An 18,744-nucleotide genomic window follows, 5' to 3' on the forward strand; every position below is an offset into this window, starting at 1 on the left:
ATGTATTGTAAAATTCGCAAAGTGCCCCTTAGCCATGCAATTTATATTGCACTTTATACTAATTATTATTCCACAATTACATTAAACCCAACAGTTTTTAGTTTTGCTTCTAATTCTGGCAAAAAATCATTTACTTTGTTCTTATCAATTAATACAGTTAAATTTTTCCTTGCTCTAGAACAACCTACATACAGTAACTTATATGCCATCAATACAGATTTTATTCTGGTTTTCTTTATTACATTCTTAAAGCTCGTAACCCCAGGTTTCATAAAATATGCATCCCAATATTCCTTACATAAAGCTACAAAAATTTCATCTTCTTTATTTCTATTTTCAAAATCTTTGATAATATTTTCAAGCTCACTTGCACTCTGCTGATAAATAGATTTATCAATTTTTGAACCAACTTTACGCTCAATCTCAGTAATCATCTTTGAATACTCATAACTGAACTCAGCCAAACGTGTGAGTGTTAATTCATGCTTACACCAATATTTAAAAAATCCACTAATATTAACACTCGGTTGATTACCATCGTCTGCTACAAATAGAACAGAATCATGACTCTCACCTTTAACCCCATGTTGAGTTGAAATATTCTGCACATGCAAGTAATCAGACAAAGCTCTAAACTCATGCATAGGTACATTTAGCACATCTTCATATTTAGAATCCTCAAGCACTTCAACTATTCGCTCTTCGTTCATAAAGTCATACCTTTTAATTCTAACAAGCATTTCTTTTATTGCTACTTCGGAATTATAACAATCAATAACTTTTTCTAAGACATTCTTAACATTTTCCTTGTCTTCATGATGCATAATTCTACATTGCTCATAATTAAAAGATTTTTTATTTTTTTTAATGAAACGAAGCAACTTGCCATACTTTTCTAAAGTATAAAGCTCATTAATAATACTTAGCAAAAACAGCATTAGAAAAAGTCTATCTGGATTTGATTCGTCATTCGTTGTTAATACTTCTACCACTCCATACTTTCCGCCAAACTTGTAGTCATCGATATTTCGAACGGAATTATATAAATTCTCAGCTCCTATATCTTCAAATCTTCTACTATTCAAAAGATATAATACAAGTATATCTGAAAATCTTTCTTGTTTACTGCGAATAACAGCATCTACATTCGATGTTATTATTACTTCTGGATTATAATCCATTTGATCATCACTGTTACCTTCAAATGGCCTTTGCGAATATCTTTCATCATTATATATATTGTTTAATATTGAAATTAACTTAGGTGTTGCTCGATAGTTAATTTCTAGATTAAGTGGCTGCATTAAAGAAAATTCTTTTTCAAATGATCCATCATAATTATCATAGATTTGCTGCATTTTATCTCCTAGCAAATACATTACTCCAGAACTATCTTGCATGGCATCATAAAATATCCTTAATACATCTGCATTTGTATCCTGATATTCATCAATAAATACAACTTGAAATTTATCAGCAATTTTTCTCCTTACAATCGGAAATCTTTCTGAAACCTTTCGAGTAAATGTTATTAAGTCGTCATGCCCCAATCCACCTGTATACAAAGAATTGAACGGAGCTTCGGTATAAGAGATACTTTTTATATTCTTTTTTATCTCTTCAACAGATAAACATCCGTATTTTTCTCTATATCGCTGGTTACTTTCATTGATATGTTGGTCTTGTCCACTATTTTCAATTCTAGCTGCAATTGCTTCCCCATATTCTTCCCAATAAAGGTCAACGATTTCTTTATGTGAAAAAAAACTTTTCAAAAAAGAATTAATATAGCTATGTATAGTTCCAAAGAAAACATTTCTACTATCTATATTTTTTCCTAACTCTTCAGCTGCTCTATTTGTATATGTAATACAAAGGATATTATCCTGCGGATATTCATACAAATGTTCTTCAACCATTTTGCGAATCTTTGTTGTTTTACCACTTCCTGCTGGAGCGTTAACCAAATAAATGTTTTTTATTAATTCTGTAGCCATGCTAATCCCTCACTAATATATTGCGGTTCCATTTCTTCAACATATCCATTTAGAACAACAGAATACATAAAATCTGTTTTTGAGCCTTTCATTGACTTCAATAAGTCTCTAGCAGAAAACTCACTATCAGATTCCCCTAATTTATTATTCGGCAATGGAAAACATAATCCATCATTTTTCTTAATATCCTTCCATTCGGATCTCTTTTTTGTATCTTCAGCAGATATGCCATACTTTTTTGCAAGCATCGCTTCTTCTAAAGTTCTTGTATATCCATCTTTATCAGTCTGAAAAGCGATATAAATGTTATCTCCAACAATATTAGAATTAGAAGATTTCCATCTATACAAATCTTTTACACTTATAGGATTTTCATCATTGTAGAAATGCTTAATCGTCGCATTAGTTGTAGATGATTTCTTTATTTCTTCAATTTTTATCTTATCAGCATCATAGTCTATGTCTGTAAATATTAGTGTTTTTATCCCTAATAAATTTACTAGTTCTTCATATTTATATGCATATGCACCGCCAACTTGTATAAAGGCTATGTACTGATGACTTAGTTTTTCATATCTTTTTAAAGTCATTAATTTGCGAATTAACAATCGCTCTGTATCTCCTTCATACATAATAGCTTTATCCGCAAAAACAATTTCTGAATAGCCTATTTCAAAAAACCAATCAAAGAAATTTGCAAGTTCATGATCTTCCTCTTTAGAACTTTCTCTTAATCTTTTTACTATAACAGAAGGATTATATAGTTCACTCTTAAAATCACCTTTTTTACGAATAACTCTTAGATGACTAAGGCCTGTTACACGAACCATCTCATTCGAATGAGTCGATACCAATCCTTGAATATCCTCATCTTTATAATACTTTAGCAAGTATTTTATAAATACTTGTTGCATTTGAGGATGCATATGGGATTCAGGCTCTTCTATAAAAAATACATTTATCCTTAGCTGGTCAATTGTTTTTTTATACGCTTGAAGACTAAGGTGCATGCTAATCATATTACTGTAACCTAGGCCTTGTGATTCTTCGCCTAAATAATAACCATCTACCTCATATGCCGTTGTAGTTATTCGCTGTAAAAAATCACTTACATTTTCCTCAGTTATATCCATATTCAGCATAAGCTTGCCAGATGCTCCTCCATTAGTTGAAGCTATGGCATTTATTGTATCTTGTAAAGATTTTAACGAGGCGTTCCTAACCTTCTCTTCTATATTCTCATTTTCTATAGGTGCAATTAACTCATCTGGGAGCTTTGATATTACGTCATTCCAATCGTCATCTGTTTTAGCCATTTGCACCATTTGTTGGCTTAAAGTATGTGAAGAATCTGTTTCTATATCATCTAGATTTCTTCCTGCTTTTATGAATTTGAAATTGAAAAGATTATGAAACTCATTAATATCATCCATTTCACAATAATTCAAATAGTTTTTATCACAAAAATAGCAATGTGGTTTTAGTGATAATACATAAATACTTACAAGTATATTTTCTATAGTTCGTCTATAATTTTTTTTCTTTTCTTTTTTTTCTTCGTACTCATTAAATCGTCTTTGCAATTTATCATGATTAGAAGCCACATTTTTAATAAAAAGGGCTCGATCAATTTCATGACCATATTCAAAATAGAATCCATGTTCCGCACCACTTAAATCCATAATGTAATCTGCAAAGAGCTTAATATCGTCTGAAGAAGGATTATAATTCACATTAATTCGAATTCTTGTCGTCTCCATAATTAACCAATCATCCTGATTATTGCTAGGAAACAGCTTCTCAATAAGATTTTTCTCAATTGTTTCAAGTGTCAGTCCATTAATATATGCTTTCTCAAATATTGAATACACACCATCTAGCCAACTCCTTATACATGTAGCTGGAATATCTTTACTTTCATATCGCCACTTTTTATTATCAAATATCTTTCTAAGCAGTGACATTAAGGATGTCTTTCCACTATTATTTGCACCTGCCAAAATAGTTACATTTTTATCAAATGTCAGCTCAGCTTTTTGAAATTGTCGATAATTGTTAATTTGTACACTACTAAGTTTCATTATTAACCTTGTATGATTAATTCAGAAGCAAATTAATCTACTTTCCTTTCTTTTTGATAACTGTGCCATAATACATTCAGATACTGTGGACTTTTGATTTGTTTTCTGTAGCTTTGACTACTACACAGGAGTGTATTGCCATTACCTTTATCTGAATTGTTTATAAGCTGGATGTGCCATTTATATCAGAGCACTTATTTCAATCAAGTGTACGAGGATAATCGTTGGTGGATATCACAGTATCAATCTTAATTGAAAGGAGAACGTTATGATTTACGTCGGCATTGATATTGCCAAACTCAACCACTTTGCTACAGCCATATCTTCTGATGGCGAAGTGCTACTGGAGCCTTTTAAATTTACAAATGACAATGATGGCTTCTGTCTACTGGCTTCCAAACTCAATTCTTTTGAGAAGGACCAGATCATCATTGGTCTTGAATCTACGGCTCACTATGGCAACAACCTTTTGATGTTCTTAGTACCAAAAGGCTATAATGTTTGCCTTATCAATCCTATTCAGACTGCGCAAATGAGAAAGAACAACATTCGCAAAACCAAGACTGATAAGGTTGATACTATCATTATCTGTAAAGTTTTAATGATGCATCCCCACAGGTTCGTTACGCTCTACGACATAGGTCTTATACAGCTAAAGAACCTCGGAAGGTTCAGACAAAAGATTGTGAAGCAGCGAACTCGATTAAAGATTCAGCTGACTTCTTACTTGGATCAAGTTTTCCCTGAACTACAGTATTTCTTTAAATCTGGAATACATCATAAGGGATGCTATGCGCTTCTTAAAGAAGCACCTACGCCTGAAGCCATTGCCTCTATGCATTTGACTCATCTTACACACCTTTTGAAAGCCGCATCCAAAGGTCATTTTCAAAAGGAAACTGCAGTAGAATTAAGAGTTCTAGCACAGAAGTCTGTCGGTTCAAGCGACAAATCTTTATCTATTCAAATCACTCAGTCTATTGAACAGATTGAGCTATTGGATAGGCAGTTAGAATTAATTGAATCCGAGATGAAAGACATTGTCACATCGTTGGATTCTGTAATAATGACCATACCTGGCATTGGCTATGTCAATGGCGGTATGATTCTTGGTGAAATCGGTGATATCACTCGATTCTCCAATCCGAGTAAGCTTTTGGCCTTTGCTGGACTTGATCCATCTGTTTACCAATCGGGTAACTTTGAAGCCAAGCACACTCGTATGTCAAAACGCGGCTCAAGAGCCTTGCGTTATGCCTTAATTAAGGCTGCACATAATGTTGTTAAAAAACAAGACTTTCAATAATTACTATCATCAGAAAGTATCTGAAGGCCGTTCGCATTACAATGCTTTAGGCCACTGTGCAGGTAAGCTCGTTCGCATCATTTATAAGATGCTAACTGATAATGTTTCCTTTAACCTAGAGTAGCATAGGTCTTACATAGATTTTTTGAAAGGCCTTCGCTAGAAGGTCTAGTTAAGGTCAGCTATTTTTAGCCTCATAAGTCAAACGAATTATTCGCTAAATTTTTTCTTGACTATTCATAGCTGGTCTCCTGATTCAGATCAGTTTCTTTAGTGTAACCATCGTCGCAGCTCTCATGCTCATGAGGATTGTCAAAATATTCATCTATAGAGTTTAAATTCGGGATTTTCTTAGTGTATTGTTCAAAATATATTTTTCATCTAAAGTTTCAAATTGAAGTTTTCTCTGTTATAGACCAAATTCATCTTCATAGTATTCTCTACAAGATACAACCTCTATTCCAGTCAGCCATAAAAGATCACTCAATGACGTTGCCTCTAAATCTTCAATAGGCTTTTCGATTATTATATCTTTAATAGTGAAAGTATACGGTCTATTCTGCTCTAACTCATCGCCAACATTTTCATAATACGGAATTGTATATGGATAGCTTTGAAAATCTGAAACAATCATAGCTACATTTGTTTCGCCATTAGTATTTTTTCTGGAATTAATCCTTCATAAAAAACAGTAAATGCACCATAGACTCTTGTTCTTGCTACTGATTCCTCCACTTCTTCTGTTATGGGATTTATGAAATCTTCTCCAGTTGTATTCTCTGAGACTGTTTGAGTACAGCCAGTGCAAAGCATTGCTATTACTAAAACTGCACAATAGATTCTTTTCATTATTTTCCCCCACTATATTAGTCTTAATCTTTATTTAAATATAACACCATTTTATGAACATTGTCCATTTAATGTAGCCGATAATGTTTCCCAATTTTTAAAAATAATAAAATAGTTAATTTCTTAACAGCAAGAGGACAGCAGTAACACTGTCCTCTTCTCTCTATTTTGCATGTAGATTTTCAATGCTTTTTTGTCAATCAAAGCTGCGTCGATATCAAAAGCTTTTTATAAAGTTTCATCATAGCTATAGCCACTTGTTGGATTAAACATCTCCAGAAAGCTTGAAATCTGATTACAATATTTTTTTGCATCTGGATGTTGTATATCTTTCATCCAAGACAAAATTGTATCCATCATTTCATTTACGTTATTCTGGCAAGATAAGAGATAATATTCTCCATTGCCTCTGGTATTGTTAAAATGATAGTATTCATCCTGCATTTCACGAAGATTTCTATAAGCCTCAAAGTTGTTTATGGCACCAGGTATCCAGTTTCCTTTCTCCTGTTCATAAGTTAGATATGCAAACATCTCCATATCATTTGCAGCTAAAGGATTTACTTTGTTTAGGTCAACTTTGCACGCTTTAACATTTCCATCTTGATCTTTCCATCGACATAATATGATAGGATTTTCTTCTGTACTTTCTTCAGCTACATAAGCAACAACCTTTGTACTCTTACCTTCACTCAGACTGTAAGTCATAAAGCCAATGGATTTTAAAGATTCTCCTATGGAATCTGGATTTATTTCTTCTATAGCACCATACAAATGAGCACTTGTTCTTTTCTTTTCATCAAGCTCACTTATACCTGCTGAAATATCCTCTGTTGGCTCTTCTTTTAGAAATTCTGATGAAGCCAGTTCCTTCATCTTAAGCACACAATTTTCTGTCATTTTTAGATAGATATCTATAAGGTCAGCTTTCTGTTTATCAAATATTTGACCTATCGTTTTTTGATACTCCTCATCCGCCCACATTTTTCTTACTTCTCCCTCTGTAGAAAAATGACAATGAGTATATGTGGCACCAAAATCTAATCTATCTCCATCAAGGCCAATGTTCATGCACATATTCGACATCCCATCGCTAACTGCAGTAGCTTGAAATTGAGGATAGACCTGTTCAATAAGAGATTGAAAATAATTTTTTGTGTTCGATTCAAATGTTGAATCATTCATCATTTTTCTTATTACAGATATATCAATTTCAACACTGCACTGATACAGTTCGCCAAAATTATTACCTACTTGATTCATGCTATTGTTGTACCCAAGGTTATATCCTTTTGCATTTGTTCCGTTTTCATAATCAGTTAAACGAAACGAAATATCCGGATACTCACTACACCATTGCTTGTAATATGCTACTGGGTCATCAGTCTTTGAATTTTCAGAGGTAATATTTATTTTAAAATCCTCTTTACTTGTCTTGCTATATATTTGTTTATAAGCAGCGCTTATATCAGATATATAGCTTAATGTTGAACTTCCTATTTCCATAAAACTCCTTTCTGCAGCTCATCTGTCAGTCAAAGCTGCTCCGCTCTCCAGAAAGGTCCGAGCGGTAATAATTTATCTAAAAAAGCACTTATCCCAACTTCACTCCGTTGAAATAAGCGCTTCCTTAGCTTTAAAAAATATTATTAAAATTTCTATAGTCCTACACAACCTCACAATAAATATTTATCTTTGTAGCTCTGATCTGTTAATGGATCATCTTGCCAATTATAGCCTTGAAAATATGTCATTCCTGTATTACAAATATCTACTCCATATGGAATATCTACATGATGGCTAGAGTCAACTGTATAATCTTTCCCATCTATTTTTATGACAGTTCCAACAGGAGCTTCTCTAAACCCTCTACCCTCCGTATAAGATTTATATTGCATATCATAATCTTCTTTTCGTATGCATACCCCATAATTACCTGATTTACTGTAGAAGTATTCTGCAGTCCTGTCACCAATCTTTAGTGTAAAGAATGAATTTGGTTTTATACCTGCATCTTCCAAAAACCTTCGTTCATCATCATCGGAAATATCAAAATAATCTGGTATATCAGGTGACTCACACATACAATCCCAATATGTTCCATACCACATTGCACCTTCATTCTGCCTTCCTTTTGCCATTTCAATCAAAGGCTGTCCAATACTATTATTCCAAACCGCCATGGGATAGGATTTTCCATCGGGAGCTGTATATTTATAGTAACTACCATTTTCTAAATTAATGACATTGTTTTCATCAGCCTTGATTTCTTGGCACCAACTCAACTCAATCTCAGGAAAGTCTTTATATAGATATTCCTTACCATCCTTAAATATCGACCCCTCGTTACCCACGCCTCCATCACAATGAAAATTAAACCATTCCAGTTCTGCTAATCCTGGTTTTGCCAATTTATAGATATCCTTATCATAGCATTCAGATTTTTCACTCATAGAAGCCAATGTTATATTTGTTTTTATATCAATTCTATTAATGATTGAATCTAAATGAGGCTTGCGATTTCCTATTTGTTTTTTATTCCTACATAAAATAGACAAGAGTGAAATATCGTTATTTAAAAATGTATTGTTAATCCTCATATTTAATCCTCCGAAAAAGAAAGCACCTATCTCAACTTCATTCCATTGAAATAAGCGCTTCCTTTGCTTTAACATTACTATATGTTATATATCGTCTATCAAGATTATTTTAATCCGTATAATCCTAAATGTACTCATAATATTTCTATAAATTTTATCATAAATTATATTTCATCATCTCATTCCAATTTATAAATATAATATATTGCTAATTCAGGTGATAATGTTATACGTTTTGATGAATCAGATCTAGAAAGTGTAGCATCCCATCTCGGAGACACTTTCATATTCAACGATTCTATATTATTCTTATCATATGTATATCTACCCAAAACAACAGACTTACCGGTTGCCCAATTAGTTACTCTTATATTATCAAGTCCATGGCTTGATCTTACACCATTTAAAATTAATGAATATGCGACAGCACTTTTAGGGACTGTACCACTATTCACATCAAATCGAACATTTCTCGAAGTTACCCCAGAATTGATTGTAATTGTTCCTTCTGAACAAGGGACAATAAGTTTGTCAACTGAATACTCTGGACCACCAATCGAGAAACTATAAGAAACAGAACTTGATTTATCACCAATTACACGCACATAATAAGTTCCAGTTGAAGGAATGCTAAATCGATATCCAGTTCTTCTAGAACCATTAAAATACGTAGAAAAAATTTCCGTATTTAAAGAGGAATTAATTACATAGTATTGAATTCCTTTTCCATCTCGACAAGTAAAATGGTTTTCACCAGAATTAAGATATACAGAATACCAATCCTCATCTGAAGCCGATGTACTACCAGAAACATAATTACGACCTATATCTGAACCTTTAAGACAACCAGTCATAGTTTGGCTAAATGGTTGTATTGGCGTTGCAGTATCATACGTATTGTTACTCTCAACCTCTTTGGTAGTAGCCGCCAAACATTCTACTTTTAGCATTGTACATAGCAATAACGAACAAATTACAAAAGACAATCTTCTAAAAAGTTTAAAGTGTTTTCTTCTATACATATAGTTTCTCCTTTCAAAAAAAGCATTCAAAATAGCTACATAATATATCTATTTCAAATGCCTCCATGCAATTATTTAGTTTTTAATAACTTCTTAGGTAGTCTTGGCTCATAAAACCGTCCAAAACACAAACAGTTAGCCTTTTTCTTAGCCACATATTCCGTAGCCTGTAATACTTTCTTGGCCATAATCTGTCTTTTACTCATGCTAATCCCCTCCTCAACAGATACATTTTCTGACTCAAATATATCATCTACCAAAATCATTTCAATAGATAATGCACGAACGACACGATTAGAAGCACGAACAACATTCAACACTCTTGTTGCTTTTTTTTTGTAATGATAAACTAATGTTGAACACCAAATATATGAGGGGAGAATAATATGACACTAACATCCTATATATGGGAACTAATTATAAACATTGTAGAATCCAGCCTACTATGTATCTTCTTGAATGATAAACTAACGTCAAAAACAGATTTTCCCTTACTGGGAAAGCTTCTATATTTGTTAGGGATTATTCTATCCACAAGTTTACTAAGCTTATTTCATATTTCAATACCTATTCGTTTCTCTCTTATTTTCTTCATATGTATCCTTTTCTCTGCTATCTTTTACAGTGACTCTGTGTCAAAAAAAATAATATGGACAAGTATCTATTTTGTTATATGCTTATCTGCCGATAGTATCGTCGCATTAATTCCTCAGTTATTCTTTAGTGCCAATACCATTGCCACTAATGCAGGCGGAGCTCTTAGAGTTCCATTTACATTGCTGTACATAGCTACAATCGCTTCATTTGTTTTTATTTTCCACTATATTAAGAACAATGAGTTAAGCATGACTCGTTTTCAAAGAATAATCTATATTTTAGTATGTATCATAGGGTTCTTCTTCGGAGAATATATAACATCTATCACATTAGAATCCGCTGAAAAATTCAACGACAAGTCATTCACCAATAACATGATTTTGGTATGCACAATCTATATATCCCTATTTCTTTTACTACTAATATTCATATACAAATTAGCGTATGCAAATGCCTTAAATATCGAATTAACCACTAAACAACAACTATTTGAACTAGAAAAGAAAGAATTTTCTAATCTTATAGCATCTACTGAATCATTAAGACAGATGAAGCATGAGCTGACTCTGCATTTAAATACTATCAACTACTTATTAAAAGAATCAAAAGTAAATGACGCCCTAGTTTATATCCGCCAATACCTAAGTGTAGTTGATGACTCACACCATCTCCCTGCAACAGGTAACACTGCAATTGATTGTATTATTTCAACTACAATTCCTGAAGCAAAATCGAAGGGGATTCGTATAAGGACCTCCATTTTCATACCAGACTTATTTCCTTTAGATGACCTTAGCACATGTGCTTTGTTGGGAAATCTATTCACTAACTCTATAGAAGCCTGTATGGAACAAAAGGCCTCAGATACGACAATTGAACCATTTATTGATTTTTCAATAAAACCCGTACAAAATATGATGCTTATTAAAATTGATAATTCTTTTAATGGAGAATATAAAGTAGATGACCAAAACCACTTTTTATCTAGAAAAAGAAACTTTTCTAAACCAGGACTTGGATTAAAGAGAATCGAAGAAATCACAGCGCAATTCGACGGAATTATTGATATTAATACTAACAATAACATTTTTACTATATCTATTATGTTTCCACTAGTGGAGGGAGCCAATGAATATCGCAATAATTGAAGACAATCCTGTAGAATCAAATCGTCTTAACGATATTATCAATAATTGGAGTAAATCTAAAAAAGTTAAAAATGATATATTTACCTATTCATCCGCAGAAGCTTTTCTCAAAGCTAATAAAACCATTCCAAAACTCTCAGTCATTTTTCTTGATATTGAGATGAGCGGAATGTCAGGCATAGAGCTTGCACATAACCTTAGAAATATGAATTATGATGGGGAAATTATCATAATAACTGCTTTTCGGGAATATGTATTTCAGGGATACAATGTTCACGCATTAAATTACTTATTAAAGCCAGCAGAACCTGTCAGCATTGGAAAATGCCTTGATGATGTTTATAAGAAATCTCTTAGCGAAGTCTATACATACCACTTCCGCTCAGATGTTATATCTATTCCATTTGCAGACATAATTTGCTTTGTAAGTAACCTTCATAATGTTGATATAGTAACTGCTGACAAAACTTATTCTGAGCACAAATCATTTGGGGAGGTTGTTAATAATCTTCCGTCTACGTTTGTACAAGTACATCGTTCTTTTGTAGTGAATCTTGCTCATGTATATAGTATTTCTAAAAATACTATAAAACTATCAAATGGTACTGAAGCCAGCATCGGACGTTCCTTTGCAAAGGATTTATCAACTAAATTTATTAATTATTCTACAAGATTAGATTAAAAAGGATTCTTCAAAAATGCATAGTTTATCCAAACTCATTGTTACCAGACTTATCAGTATTTCTAATACTAACTATTCTTCTGATGATATAGAAGTCTTTATCTACGGAGTAGAATGTACCCTAAATGAAGTTCTCACAGATTCAATTATTATTCTGTGGGGAATTTATACACATACTGTTATAGAACTATTAGTCTGGCTTACTGTTTTTACCCTCTTTAGGCACCAAACAGGCGGACTTCATTCTAAAAGTAATCTACGCTGCTTTTTATACACCATCTCTATAGGTATATTAGTCTCTTTCTTCTGCAAAATAAATTTTCCTATGATTTTCGAATTTCTGCTATATGCTTTTTCTCTTGCTATAGTACTATTACTAGCACCTAGAGAAACATCTAAAATTACTCTATCCTACAGTGAAACGAAAAATAAAAAAATCTTTTCTTCACTAATTGTCATTATCACATTTATGCTTTCTCTATTATGTCCTCATGACATAAAAATGACTCTAAACTACTCCATCTTTGTGAATTGCATTCTTCTGTTACTAGATTTTTTTCTAAAAGATAGAATGCATTTACTAAGCTAATTATGTTATTCGTGCTCCTAATATTGTTATTCATGCATTATCTATTGAAATCAAAATAGGACATGATATATTCAAGCTAGATTGAAGCTGCTTGGAGGTGAATGAACTCGTCGAAAATTCTTGAGGAAATTGGCATGATTGTCCAAATGATTAGATTCCTTTATATTTGCTATCTAATTGCTGTAATCATTAGAGGTTTGTATTTTTGAAAGGATGGAACTTTATGAAGAAAAAATTAAATTCGTTTTTATTAGTAATGATATTAGTCGTGACCTGTGTTTGCATTAGACCATTAACGGCTATAGCGGCAACGAGTAGTTCTGTGACATCACGTTCTGCAATGTCACTTGCACTAGAACCTGGGAGAACAGGAACATCAAATACAATCAGTTTTAAATTCAATGGTTTGCCTGATAATGCTATGGTTGACTCTATAAAAATAGATTGTACTGATGCAAAAAAAATTGGTAATGGAATGGGAGCAATAGCGCCAATGTCAATGACCATAACTAATCCAAGCGGTTTTGTGCAAAATGTTCCGTGGGGAAGCGGAAATATTACCAACACAAGTGTTTTTAATGATTTATCTGCCAAAGGTACTTGGCAAATAAGTATGACTGGTAGAAATGTTGCACCTATTACAGCTGGTTCCAGATTTGTGGCTGGAGTTAAATATTCAAATGTGAAAATGACTATTACATACTATATTGAAAATTAAGTTTATAAATCAAGGCAGGAGCATTTATTAGAAAAGGATTTCCTTTATATAAATGCTCCTCTTTATTAACATGAGAAACCAACAGACTTCATTTTTTTGATAACTGTAATCCTAAAATTTTGTGAAGTTAAAAATATATTATAGACAAAATGGAATACTTATGGAGGCATGATATGAAATTAGTTACAAACTCTTTTGAATACTATCAGTCTAACCAAGGCCTATTATCAATGCTTAATAAAAGCAAAAAAGGAAATCCGCTTATTAACCAGTTAATTGAAAAGAGTGAATTGGAATATCAGCGAAAAATGGAGTCCTTTGGATTTGGTACCACAAAAGATAATGATAAATACAAGAAAGTAGAAACGGCTGCTAATAATCTGGGAGATGCTTTGGCTAGTCTAGGAAAAGAGGATCTGTATAAAGCAGAATCTGGAAAAGAATACGACAATAGTGTGCTTATTAAAAATATCAACAATTATGTAACAGCATATAATAGTACTATTTCAGCGCTAGATAATTGTGGTGGTTCATTAAAGAATAGTTTTTCAACAGAATTTGTTGAAGCATTCAAAGAAAAGGCAGATGCGTTAAACAAAATCGGTATTACATTATCAGCTGATAAAAAGCTTTCTGTAAATCAGGATGAACTAAAAGCAGCTAAAGTAGATGATATAAAAAGCATTTTTAATACTGCATCTGCATATTATAAATCAATTATGAGTAGTACAAGCTCAATCGATACAATTATTAATAAGGCTTTGGCTATGAAATCAGGAACCTATAATGCTAATGGAATTATGTTATTTTAAATCATAGTTGTGGAGGATTATCTATGGAAGTAAGTAGTATATTTGGAAATAGTTTCAATTACATGTTCAAGTCTAATTCAGTGCGCTACAAAAAATGGAAGATGACTGATGAACTAAAAACTAAAATTACAGAGCTCGCAAAAGCAGATGTTAAAAAACGAAAATATATGGATGATGAATATAAAGAGCTACTCACTCATGAATACAAAAGCGTGGGCCCTGATAGGGAAGCTTTAAAAAGAGCTGCTGTTTCTATGATGCATCAATCAAATACTAGAGGACTGAATAGCCTTGAAATATTACTAGGAGGAAATAAATATATCTCCACAGGAAATGAATATGGTTTTGGTCAAGCTACACATTACTATGATGCAGAAGGTGAAGAGGTGCTTTGTTATACAGGTGGTTCTGGATTTGCAGTTGTTCCAACAAAAATAGAAGAACGAGTTTTGCAAGAAATGGTAAGGACATATAAAGCGGCATGGGATGAGGCAAAAGCAAATAGAGATAAACAACCGATAGCTGCTTCTGTAAATATAGATATCACTGGAGTGATAATTGAAGAAAGTACCTTTGATACAACGATATAATATATATTAAATACAAATTGTCAAAGCTAGGATGCGCTTATTTCAACGGAATGAAGTTGAATAAGCGCTTTTTTATCTTTACAGCCTGTTCTAGCATTCTAATGAGGAGCACAGCTCAGACTAACAGATATGCTGAAGAAAGGAGTTTTATGGAAATAGTAAGTACAACATCAAGCTATATTTCAAATTTAAACGCTACTTATAAAAAAACTTATAACAACACAGGTAAAGTTGATTCACAGTTGAATATATCTTCTAATGAGTCCATGATTAAAGACCCATTAGCGTATTACAAGCAATTGTGTAGCAAATATCCGAATATCTCTTTTCGCTTAGATGATTATTTTAATGGCACAAATGCTAAGGGATATAACCTTGGTTATAAGAATAGCATGAATCAGGTGGGTGAAAATTTTGGAGAAATGGGTCAATGTAGTATCGAAATTGATATATCTGTTATTGAAAAAATGATGCAGGATTCTAAATATGAACAACAAGCTAATGGTTGGATTCAGGCATTTGAACAAAATTATGCTGGACATGCTGCCGATGTGGCTAGTTCTGGATGCAGTAATTTTTGCTTTACAATACATGACTTTGGGGATGGAATACAAACAGGTAGAACATGCGGTCATGGTCCATTCTCAACAGAGGAAGAAGTTAGAGAAATGTGGGCCGATGAAGAATATAAAAATAAAGTATCAAATTATGTTGAACAAAAGAAATCTGCTCTAACCGATGCTTACCTAAAGATGCTAGAAGGAAGTCAGCTCAAACAAATTCTTATGTCAAAATCTCTCTACTATACTTCAAGCAATCAAGAAAAATCTGATTCAACACTTGCTGAAGATTCACTTGGGTTATTGGATTCATTAAACATGAATATTTGAGAAAATAAAATACATAATATCTCATTATCACCTTCCATCTAGATGATTGCGTTGTTCGTACATCTAATAACGCTTTTCGTGCACTTTATATTGTCATTTATTAAGCAAATGTTATATTAATCTTATGTAGCTACATGTGATTAATCAAAAAATATAACTTGGGAGGTTAATTATGAAAAAAATAATATCATCATTTCTGTGCATAATTATGATGATGATTCTTGTAACACTCGGACAGCATTCCTGTAACTCCCGGACAGCGTTCCTATAACACTCGGACAAGGTTCCTGAAACATCCGGACAAATGACATCGCAATTCTACTCACTTAGAATGTATGTAAATACATTCTAAGGAGGGTAATGAAATGAGGTGTCTACCAATGATGACTATTACTGAAATCCTTCGCTTGAAGGAAGAAATTCATCTAACTTGTCGTGAGATTGGAGAAGCAGCTGGCTGTTCAAAATCAACTGTTTCTGAAATTTTGTCACGCTGCAAAAAATGTGGGCTCACATACCAAGATGCTTTACAATTATCTCCTGCTAGAATTAATGAGCTCATTTATCCTGACGCTTTTGGGCGTAAGCAAACCAAAGAAGAACCTGACTGGGAGGTTTATCACAAGGAGTTACTTGATAATCCAAGAAGAAACCTCCAATACATTTGGCAGGAAGAATACCGTCCTGAGTATCCTGATGGATACAGTTACAGCAGATTCTGTGCCAAGTACAATGAGTGGAAAGACAACACTGGTAAAAATGTTGTCATGCCTCAGGAAAGAGAGCCAGGCAAGGAACTATTTATCGACTGGATTGGCGATACGCTTCCTTGTGTCGTGGATAACATCACAGGTGAAAAACATGAAGCTCATTTCTTTGTTACAACACTTGGTGACAGTTCGTATCCATTTGTTGAAGCTTTTCCTGATGAAACACAGCTTAACTGGAATCAGGCTCACATAGATGCCTTTGAGTGGTATGGTGGTTTGCCACGCATACTTGTTCCAGATAATTGCAAGACAGCTGTTGTGCATACAAACCTTTATGATCCAAAGATTAATGAGGCATACAATGCATTGGCTCGTCATTATCAGGTCGCTATTATCCCAGCAAGAGTGCGTAAGCCTCGTGATAAAGCCTCTGTTGAATCCGGTGTTGGCTGGCTTGAAACCTGGCTTCTAGAATGGCTTAAGGGACGAATCTATTACAGCTTTGAAGCTCTTAATCACGACATAAGAGAACGTGTCCTAGAGCTTGTTGAAGTAAAATTTAAGCATCGTCCTGGAACAAGAAAAAGTAACTTTATTGCTATAGATAAGCCAGCACTCAGGCCATTACCACAGGACCGTTTTGAAGCCTTTACAACTAGGAAAGTAAGCAAGGTGCCAAACAATTATCATGTAAAATTTGCTGATTTTTATTATTCTGTTCCGTATAGCTACTATAAGCGTAGTGTTGTAATTCATGCCTATGCTAAGAAGATTGAAATCTTCGATAGCGTTGGAAACAGAATCGCTATACACCAAAGAAGGTACGCAGGTCAGCGCTATGTAACCACTACAGAGCATATGCCTGATAATCATAAAGCCATTGCTGAATTCAATGGATTAAATGGTACTTACTACAAGCAAAAGGCTTTTAGGATTGGTCCAAACACCTTTAACTTTGTTGATAAGCTTTTAGCCTCTTATGAGTTTGAAGAGCAGGCTTATAAATCCTGCATGGCTGTAATAAACTTCAGCCATACTTATGGTGATACCAGAGTCGAGAATGCCTGTGAAAAAGCACTTAGTCTTAACTCTGTCACATATACAACCCTGAAAAACATTCTTAAGAATGGTCAGGATATGTTACCAATTAAGCAAAGCAGTTCCGATGCGGACACTCCAACTCCACACCATGAAAATCTCCGTATCGGAGAATGGATGTAAAGGAGGTGCCCATCATGAATTATCAAACTGCCGAGCAATTATCAGCCATGAAGCTGCATGCAATGCGTCTTGAGTATGCAAGACAGGATGAGTTACCAGCATCAGAAGATTTACCTTTTGATGAGAGGATGGCAATGATTGTCACTGCTCAGTACGACGCAAGGCAACGGGCAAAAACTGACAGACTTATAAAACTAGCTTCTCTCAGAGAGCCAACGGCAACGCTAGAGAACATCGATTTTGATTCCATCAGAAAACTCAAGAAAGCTGATGTGGCAAGGCTGTCTGATTGCCAGTGGATTAAAAATGGCAATAACCTAATAATCACAGGCGCCACTGGTGTGGGTAAGACCTACTTGTTATCAGCCTTTGGTAGAGCGGCCTGCATCTTTGGCTATTCGGTTAGATGTTATAGAACTACAAGACTTCTAACTGACTTAACCATAGGCAAGGGCGATGGCTCCTACAATAAGCTGATGCGTGACTTGGTAAAACCTGATTTGCTCATTCTGGATGATTTTGGAATGAAACAACTGGACTTGCCAATGACTCAGGATTTCCTTGAGGTTGTAGAAGAACGTTACCATCATCAAAGAGCTATCGCTATTTCAGCACAGCTTCCAGTGAAGGAGTGGCCTTCGGTTTTCAAGGATCCAACTATTGCAGATGCGGTACTTGACAGAATAGTGCGAAACGCATATCGTTTCGACCTAAAAGGTCCATCAAGAAGACCTACGGTGGAACATCAGCCAGCTGACGCTGGAGATGACAGTTCCAACGCAAACAATTATACTGAAGGAAAATAGATGTCATCTTGTCAACTTGGTACAGGAATCCTGTCCGGATGTTATTAGAACCGTTGTCCGGATAATACAGGAACCATTGTCCGAATGTTACAGGATGCTTGTACCAAATTGGCAAGAATAATCATA

17 protein-coding genes and 1 pseudogene are annotated in these 18,744 nt (G+C 33.9%); 10 read left to right on the forward strand and 8 right to left on the reverse strand.

The annotated features are described in order from the left end of the window. Nucleotides 1–65: 65 nt before the first annotated feature. Together BMZ41_RS09780 and BMZ41_RS09785 are read right to left on the reverse strand one after the other, a co-directional pair. The gene (locus BMZ41_RS09780; RefSeq protein ID WP_090529127.1) at nt 66–1,997 is read right to left on the reverse strand and encodes a UvrD-helicase domain-containing protein; all 1,932 of its coding nucleotides are present in this window, start codon (nt 1,995–1,997) and stop codon (nt 66–68) included. Beyond that, nucleotides 1,982–4,078 (reverse strand): AAA family ATPase, encoded by a 2,097-nt coding sequence (locus BMZ41_RS09785; protein WP_090529130.1) that lies wholly within the window; start codon nt 4,076–4,078, stop codon nt 1,982–1,984. Before BMZ41_RS09785 ends, BMZ41_RS09780 begins: the two co-directional genes overlap by 16 nt. 268 nt (nt 4,079–4,346) lie before the next feature. Between BMZ41_RS09785 and BMZ41_RS09790 the strand changes: the two are divergent. After that, nucleotides 4,347–5,508, forward strand: a pseudogene (locus BMZ41_RS09790) (IS110 family transposase). 285 nt (nt 5,509–5,793) lie between these two features. Here BMZ41_RS09790 and BMZ41_RS09795 read toward each other — a convergent pair. From BMZ41_RS09795 to BMZ41_RS15450, 6 genes are all read right to left on the reverse strand, one after another. Then, nucleotides 5,794–6,018 (reverse strand): hypothetical protein, encoded by a 225-nt coding sequence (locus tag BMZ41_RS09795; RefSeq protein ID WP_090529135.1) that lies wholly within the window; start codon nt 6,016–6,018, stop codon nt 5,794–5,796. A 2-nt stretch (nt 6,019–6,020) separates the two neighbouring features. Next, on the reverse strand, nt 6,021–6,233 hold the full coding sequence (locus BMZ41_RS09800) for a hypothetical protein (RefSeq protein WP_090529139.1): 213 nt from the start codon (nt 6,231–6,233) through the stop codon (nt 6,021–6,023). 228 nt (nt 6,234–6,461) lie between these two features. Continuing rightward, nucleotides 6,462–7,739 (reverse strand): DUF6033 family protein, encoded by a 1,278-nt coding sequence (locus BMZ41_RS09805; protein ID WP_090529142.1) that lies wholly within the window; start codon nt 7,737–7,739, stop codon nt 6,462–6,464. A 170-nt stretch (nt 7,740–7,909) separates the two neighbouring features. Next, nucleotides 7,910–8,833: a hypothetical protein gene (locus BMZ41_RS09810; protein ID WP_090529145.1), complete on the reverse strand. Its 924-nt coding sequence runs from the start codon at nt 8,831–8,833 to the stop codon at nt 7,910–7,912. A 179-nt stretch (nt 8,834–9,012) separates the two neighbouring features. Beyond that, the gene (locus BMZ41_RS09815; RefSeq protein ID WP_090529147.1) at nt 9,013–9,855 is read right to left on the reverse strand and encodes a hypothetical protein; all 843 of its coding nucleotides are present in this window, start codon (nt 9,853–9,855) and stop codon (nt 9,013–9,015) included. Between the two features lie 71 nt (nt 9,856–9,926). Next, nucleotides 9,927–10,061 carry a cyclic lactone autoinducer peptide gene (locus BMZ41_RS15450; RefSeq protein ID WP_143071339.1) on the reverse strand — a complete coding sequence of 45 codons (135 nt, stop codon included), beginning with the start codon at nt 10,059–10,061 and terminating at the stop codon, nt 9,927–9,929. 180 nt (nt 10,062–10,241) lie between these two features. On the opposite strand from BMZ41_RS15450, the gene BMZ41_RS09820 reads away from it, so the two are divergent. The 9 genes from BMZ41_RS09820 to istB all read left to right on the forward strand — a co-directional run bounded on the left by BMZ41_RS09820 (nt 10,242) and on the right by istB (nt 18,618). Continuing rightward, nucleotides 10,242–11,600, forward strand: a complete 1,359-nt coding sequence (locus BMZ41_RS09820; protein ID WP_090529150.1) for a GHKL domain-containing protein — start codon at nt 10,242–10,244, stop codon at nt 11,598–11,600. Beyond that, nucleotides 11,581–12,282: a LytR/AlgR family response regulator transcription factor gene (locus BMZ41_RS09825; RefSeq protein ID WP_090529152.1), complete on the forward strand. Its 702-nt coding sequence runs from the start codon at nt 11,581–11,583 to the stop codon at nt 12,280–12,282. The genes BMZ41_RS09820 and BMZ41_RS09825 overlap by 20 nt, the downstream gene beginning before the upstream one ends. A 16-nt stretch (nt 12,283–12,298) precedes the next feature. Further along, nucleotides 12,299–12,871 (forward strand): accessory gene regulator B family protein, encoded by a 573-nt coding sequence (locus tag BMZ41_RS16140; RefSeq protein ID WP_090529155.1) that lies wholly within the window; start codon nt 12,299–12,301, stop codon nt 12,869–12,871. A 223-nt stretch (nt 12,872–13,094) separates the two neighbouring features. Continuing rightward, nucleotides 13,095–13,589 carry a hypothetical protein gene (locus BMZ41_RS09835; protein ID WP_143071340.1) on the forward strand — a complete coding sequence of 165 codons (495 nt, stop codon included), beginning with the start codon at nt 13,095–13,097 and terminating at the stop codon, nt 13,587–13,589. A gap of 173 nt (nt 13,590–13,762) precedes the next feature. Continuing rightward, nucleotides 13,763–14,401 carry a hypothetical protein gene (locus BMZ41_RS09840; protein WP_090529161.1) on the forward strand — a complete coding sequence of 213 codons (639 nt, stop codon included), beginning with the start codon at nt 13,763–13,765 and terminating at the stop codon, nt 14,399–14,401. 23 nt (nt 14,402–14,424) lie between these two features. Beyond that, nucleotides 14,425–14,991 carry a hypothetical protein gene (locus BMZ41_RS09845; protein WP_090529164.1) on the forward strand — a complete coding sequence of 189 codons (567 nt, stop codon included), beginning with the start codon at nt 14,425–14,427 and terminating at the stop codon, nt 14,989–14,991. Between the two features lie 149 nt (nt 14,992–15,140). After that, a complete protein-coding gene (locus tag BMZ41_RS09850) occupies nt 15,141–15,881 on the forward strand; it encodes a DUF6033 family protein (protein ID WP_090529167.1) in 741 nt (246 codons plus the stop codon). Nucleotides 15,882–16,246: 365 nt separating this feature from the next. Then, nucleotides 16,247–17,812: an IS21 family transposase gene (gene istA, locus BMZ41_RS09855; RefSeq protein ID WP_090529170.1), complete on the forward strand. Its 1,566-nt coding sequence runs from the start codon at nt 16,247–16,249 to the stop codon at nt 17,810–17,812. Nucleotides 17,813–17,826: 14 nt separating this feature from the next. Further along, nucleotides 17,827–18,618 carry an IS21-like element helper ATPase IstB gene (gene istB / locus BMZ41_RS09860; protein ID WP_177184204.1) on the forward strand — a complete coding sequence of 264 codons (792 nt, stop codon included), beginning with the start codon at nt 17,827–17,829 and terminating at the stop codon, nt 18,616–18,618. The last annotated feature ends 126 nt before the right edge of the window (nt 18,619–18,744 follow it).

This window comes from Pseudobutyrivibrio sp. UC1225 (genome assembly GCF_900115215.1).
Taxonomy (GTDB): Bacteria; Bacillota; Clostridia; order Lachnospirales; family Lachnospiraceae; genus Pseudobutyrivibrio.

Bases quoted from the DNA above. Each gene is read 5' to 3' on its own strand.
- BMZ41_RS09835 (WP_143071340.1), top strand. From the start codon at position 13,095: ATGAAGAAAAAATTAAATTCGTTTTTATTAGTAATGATATTAGTCGTG.
- istA (WP_090529170.1), top strand. From the start codon at position 16,247: ATGAGGTGTCTACCAATGATGACTATTACTGAAATCCTTCGCTTGAAG.
- BMZ41_RS09810 (WP_090529145.1), bottom strand. From the start codon at position 8,833: ATGAGGATTAACAATACATTTTTAAATAACGATATTTCACTCTTGTCT.
- BMZ41_RS09780 (WP_090529127.1), bottom strand. From the start codon at position 1,997: ATGGCTACAGAATTAATAAAAAACATTTATTTGGTTAACGCTCCAGCA.
- BMZ41_RS09815 (WP_090529147.1), bottom strand. From the start codon at position 9,855: ATGTATAGAAGAAAACACTTTAAACTTTTTAGAAGATTGTCTTTTGTA.
- BMZ41_RS09825 (WP_090529152.1), top strand. From the start codon at position 11,581: ATGAATATCGCAATAATTGAAGACAATCCTGTAGAATCAAATCGTCTT.
- BMZ41_RS15450 (WP_143071339.1), bottom strand. From the start codon at position 10,061: ATGAGTAAAAGACAGATTATGGCCAAGAAAGTATTACAGGCTACGGAA.
- BMZ41_RS09785 (WP_090529130.1), bottom strand. From the start codon at position 4,078: ATGAAACTTAGTAGTGTACAAATTAACAATTATCGACAATTTCAAAAA.
- BMZ41_RS09820 (WP_090529150.1), top strand. From the start codon at position 10,242: ATGACACTAACATCCTATATATGGGAACTAATTATAAACATTGTAGAA.
- istB (WP_177184204.1), top strand. From the start codon at position 17,827: ATGAATTATCAAACTGCCGAGCAATTATCAGCCATGAAGCTGCATGCA.
- BMZ41_RS09800 (WP_090529139.1), bottom strand. From the start codon at position 6,233: ATGAAAAGAATCTATTGTGCAGTTTTAGTAATAGCAATGCTTTGCACT.
- BMZ41_RS09845 (WP_090529164.1), top strand. From the start codon at position 14,425: ATGGAAGTAAGTAGTATATTTGGAAATAGTTTCAATTACATGTTCAAG.
- BMZ41_RS09805 (WP_090529142.1), bottom strand. From the start codon at position 7,739: ATGGAAATAGGAAGTTCAACATTAAGCTATATATCTGATATAAGCGCT.
- BMZ41_RS16140 (WP_090529155.1), top strand. From the start codon at position 12,299: ATGCATAGTTTATCCAAACTCATTGTTACCAGACTTATCAGTATTTCT.
- BMZ41_RS09850 (WP_090529167.1), top strand. From the start codon at position 15,141: ATGGAAATAGTAAGTACAACATCAAGCTATATTTCAAATTTAAACGCT.
- BMZ41_RS09840 (WP_090529161.1), top strand. From the start codon at position 13,763: ATGAAATTAGTTACAAACTCTTTTGAATACTATCAGTCTAACCAAGGC.
- BMZ41_RS09795 (WP_090529135.1), bottom strand. From the start codon at position 6,018: ATGATTGTTTCAGATTTTCAAAGCTATCCATATACAATTCCGTATTAT.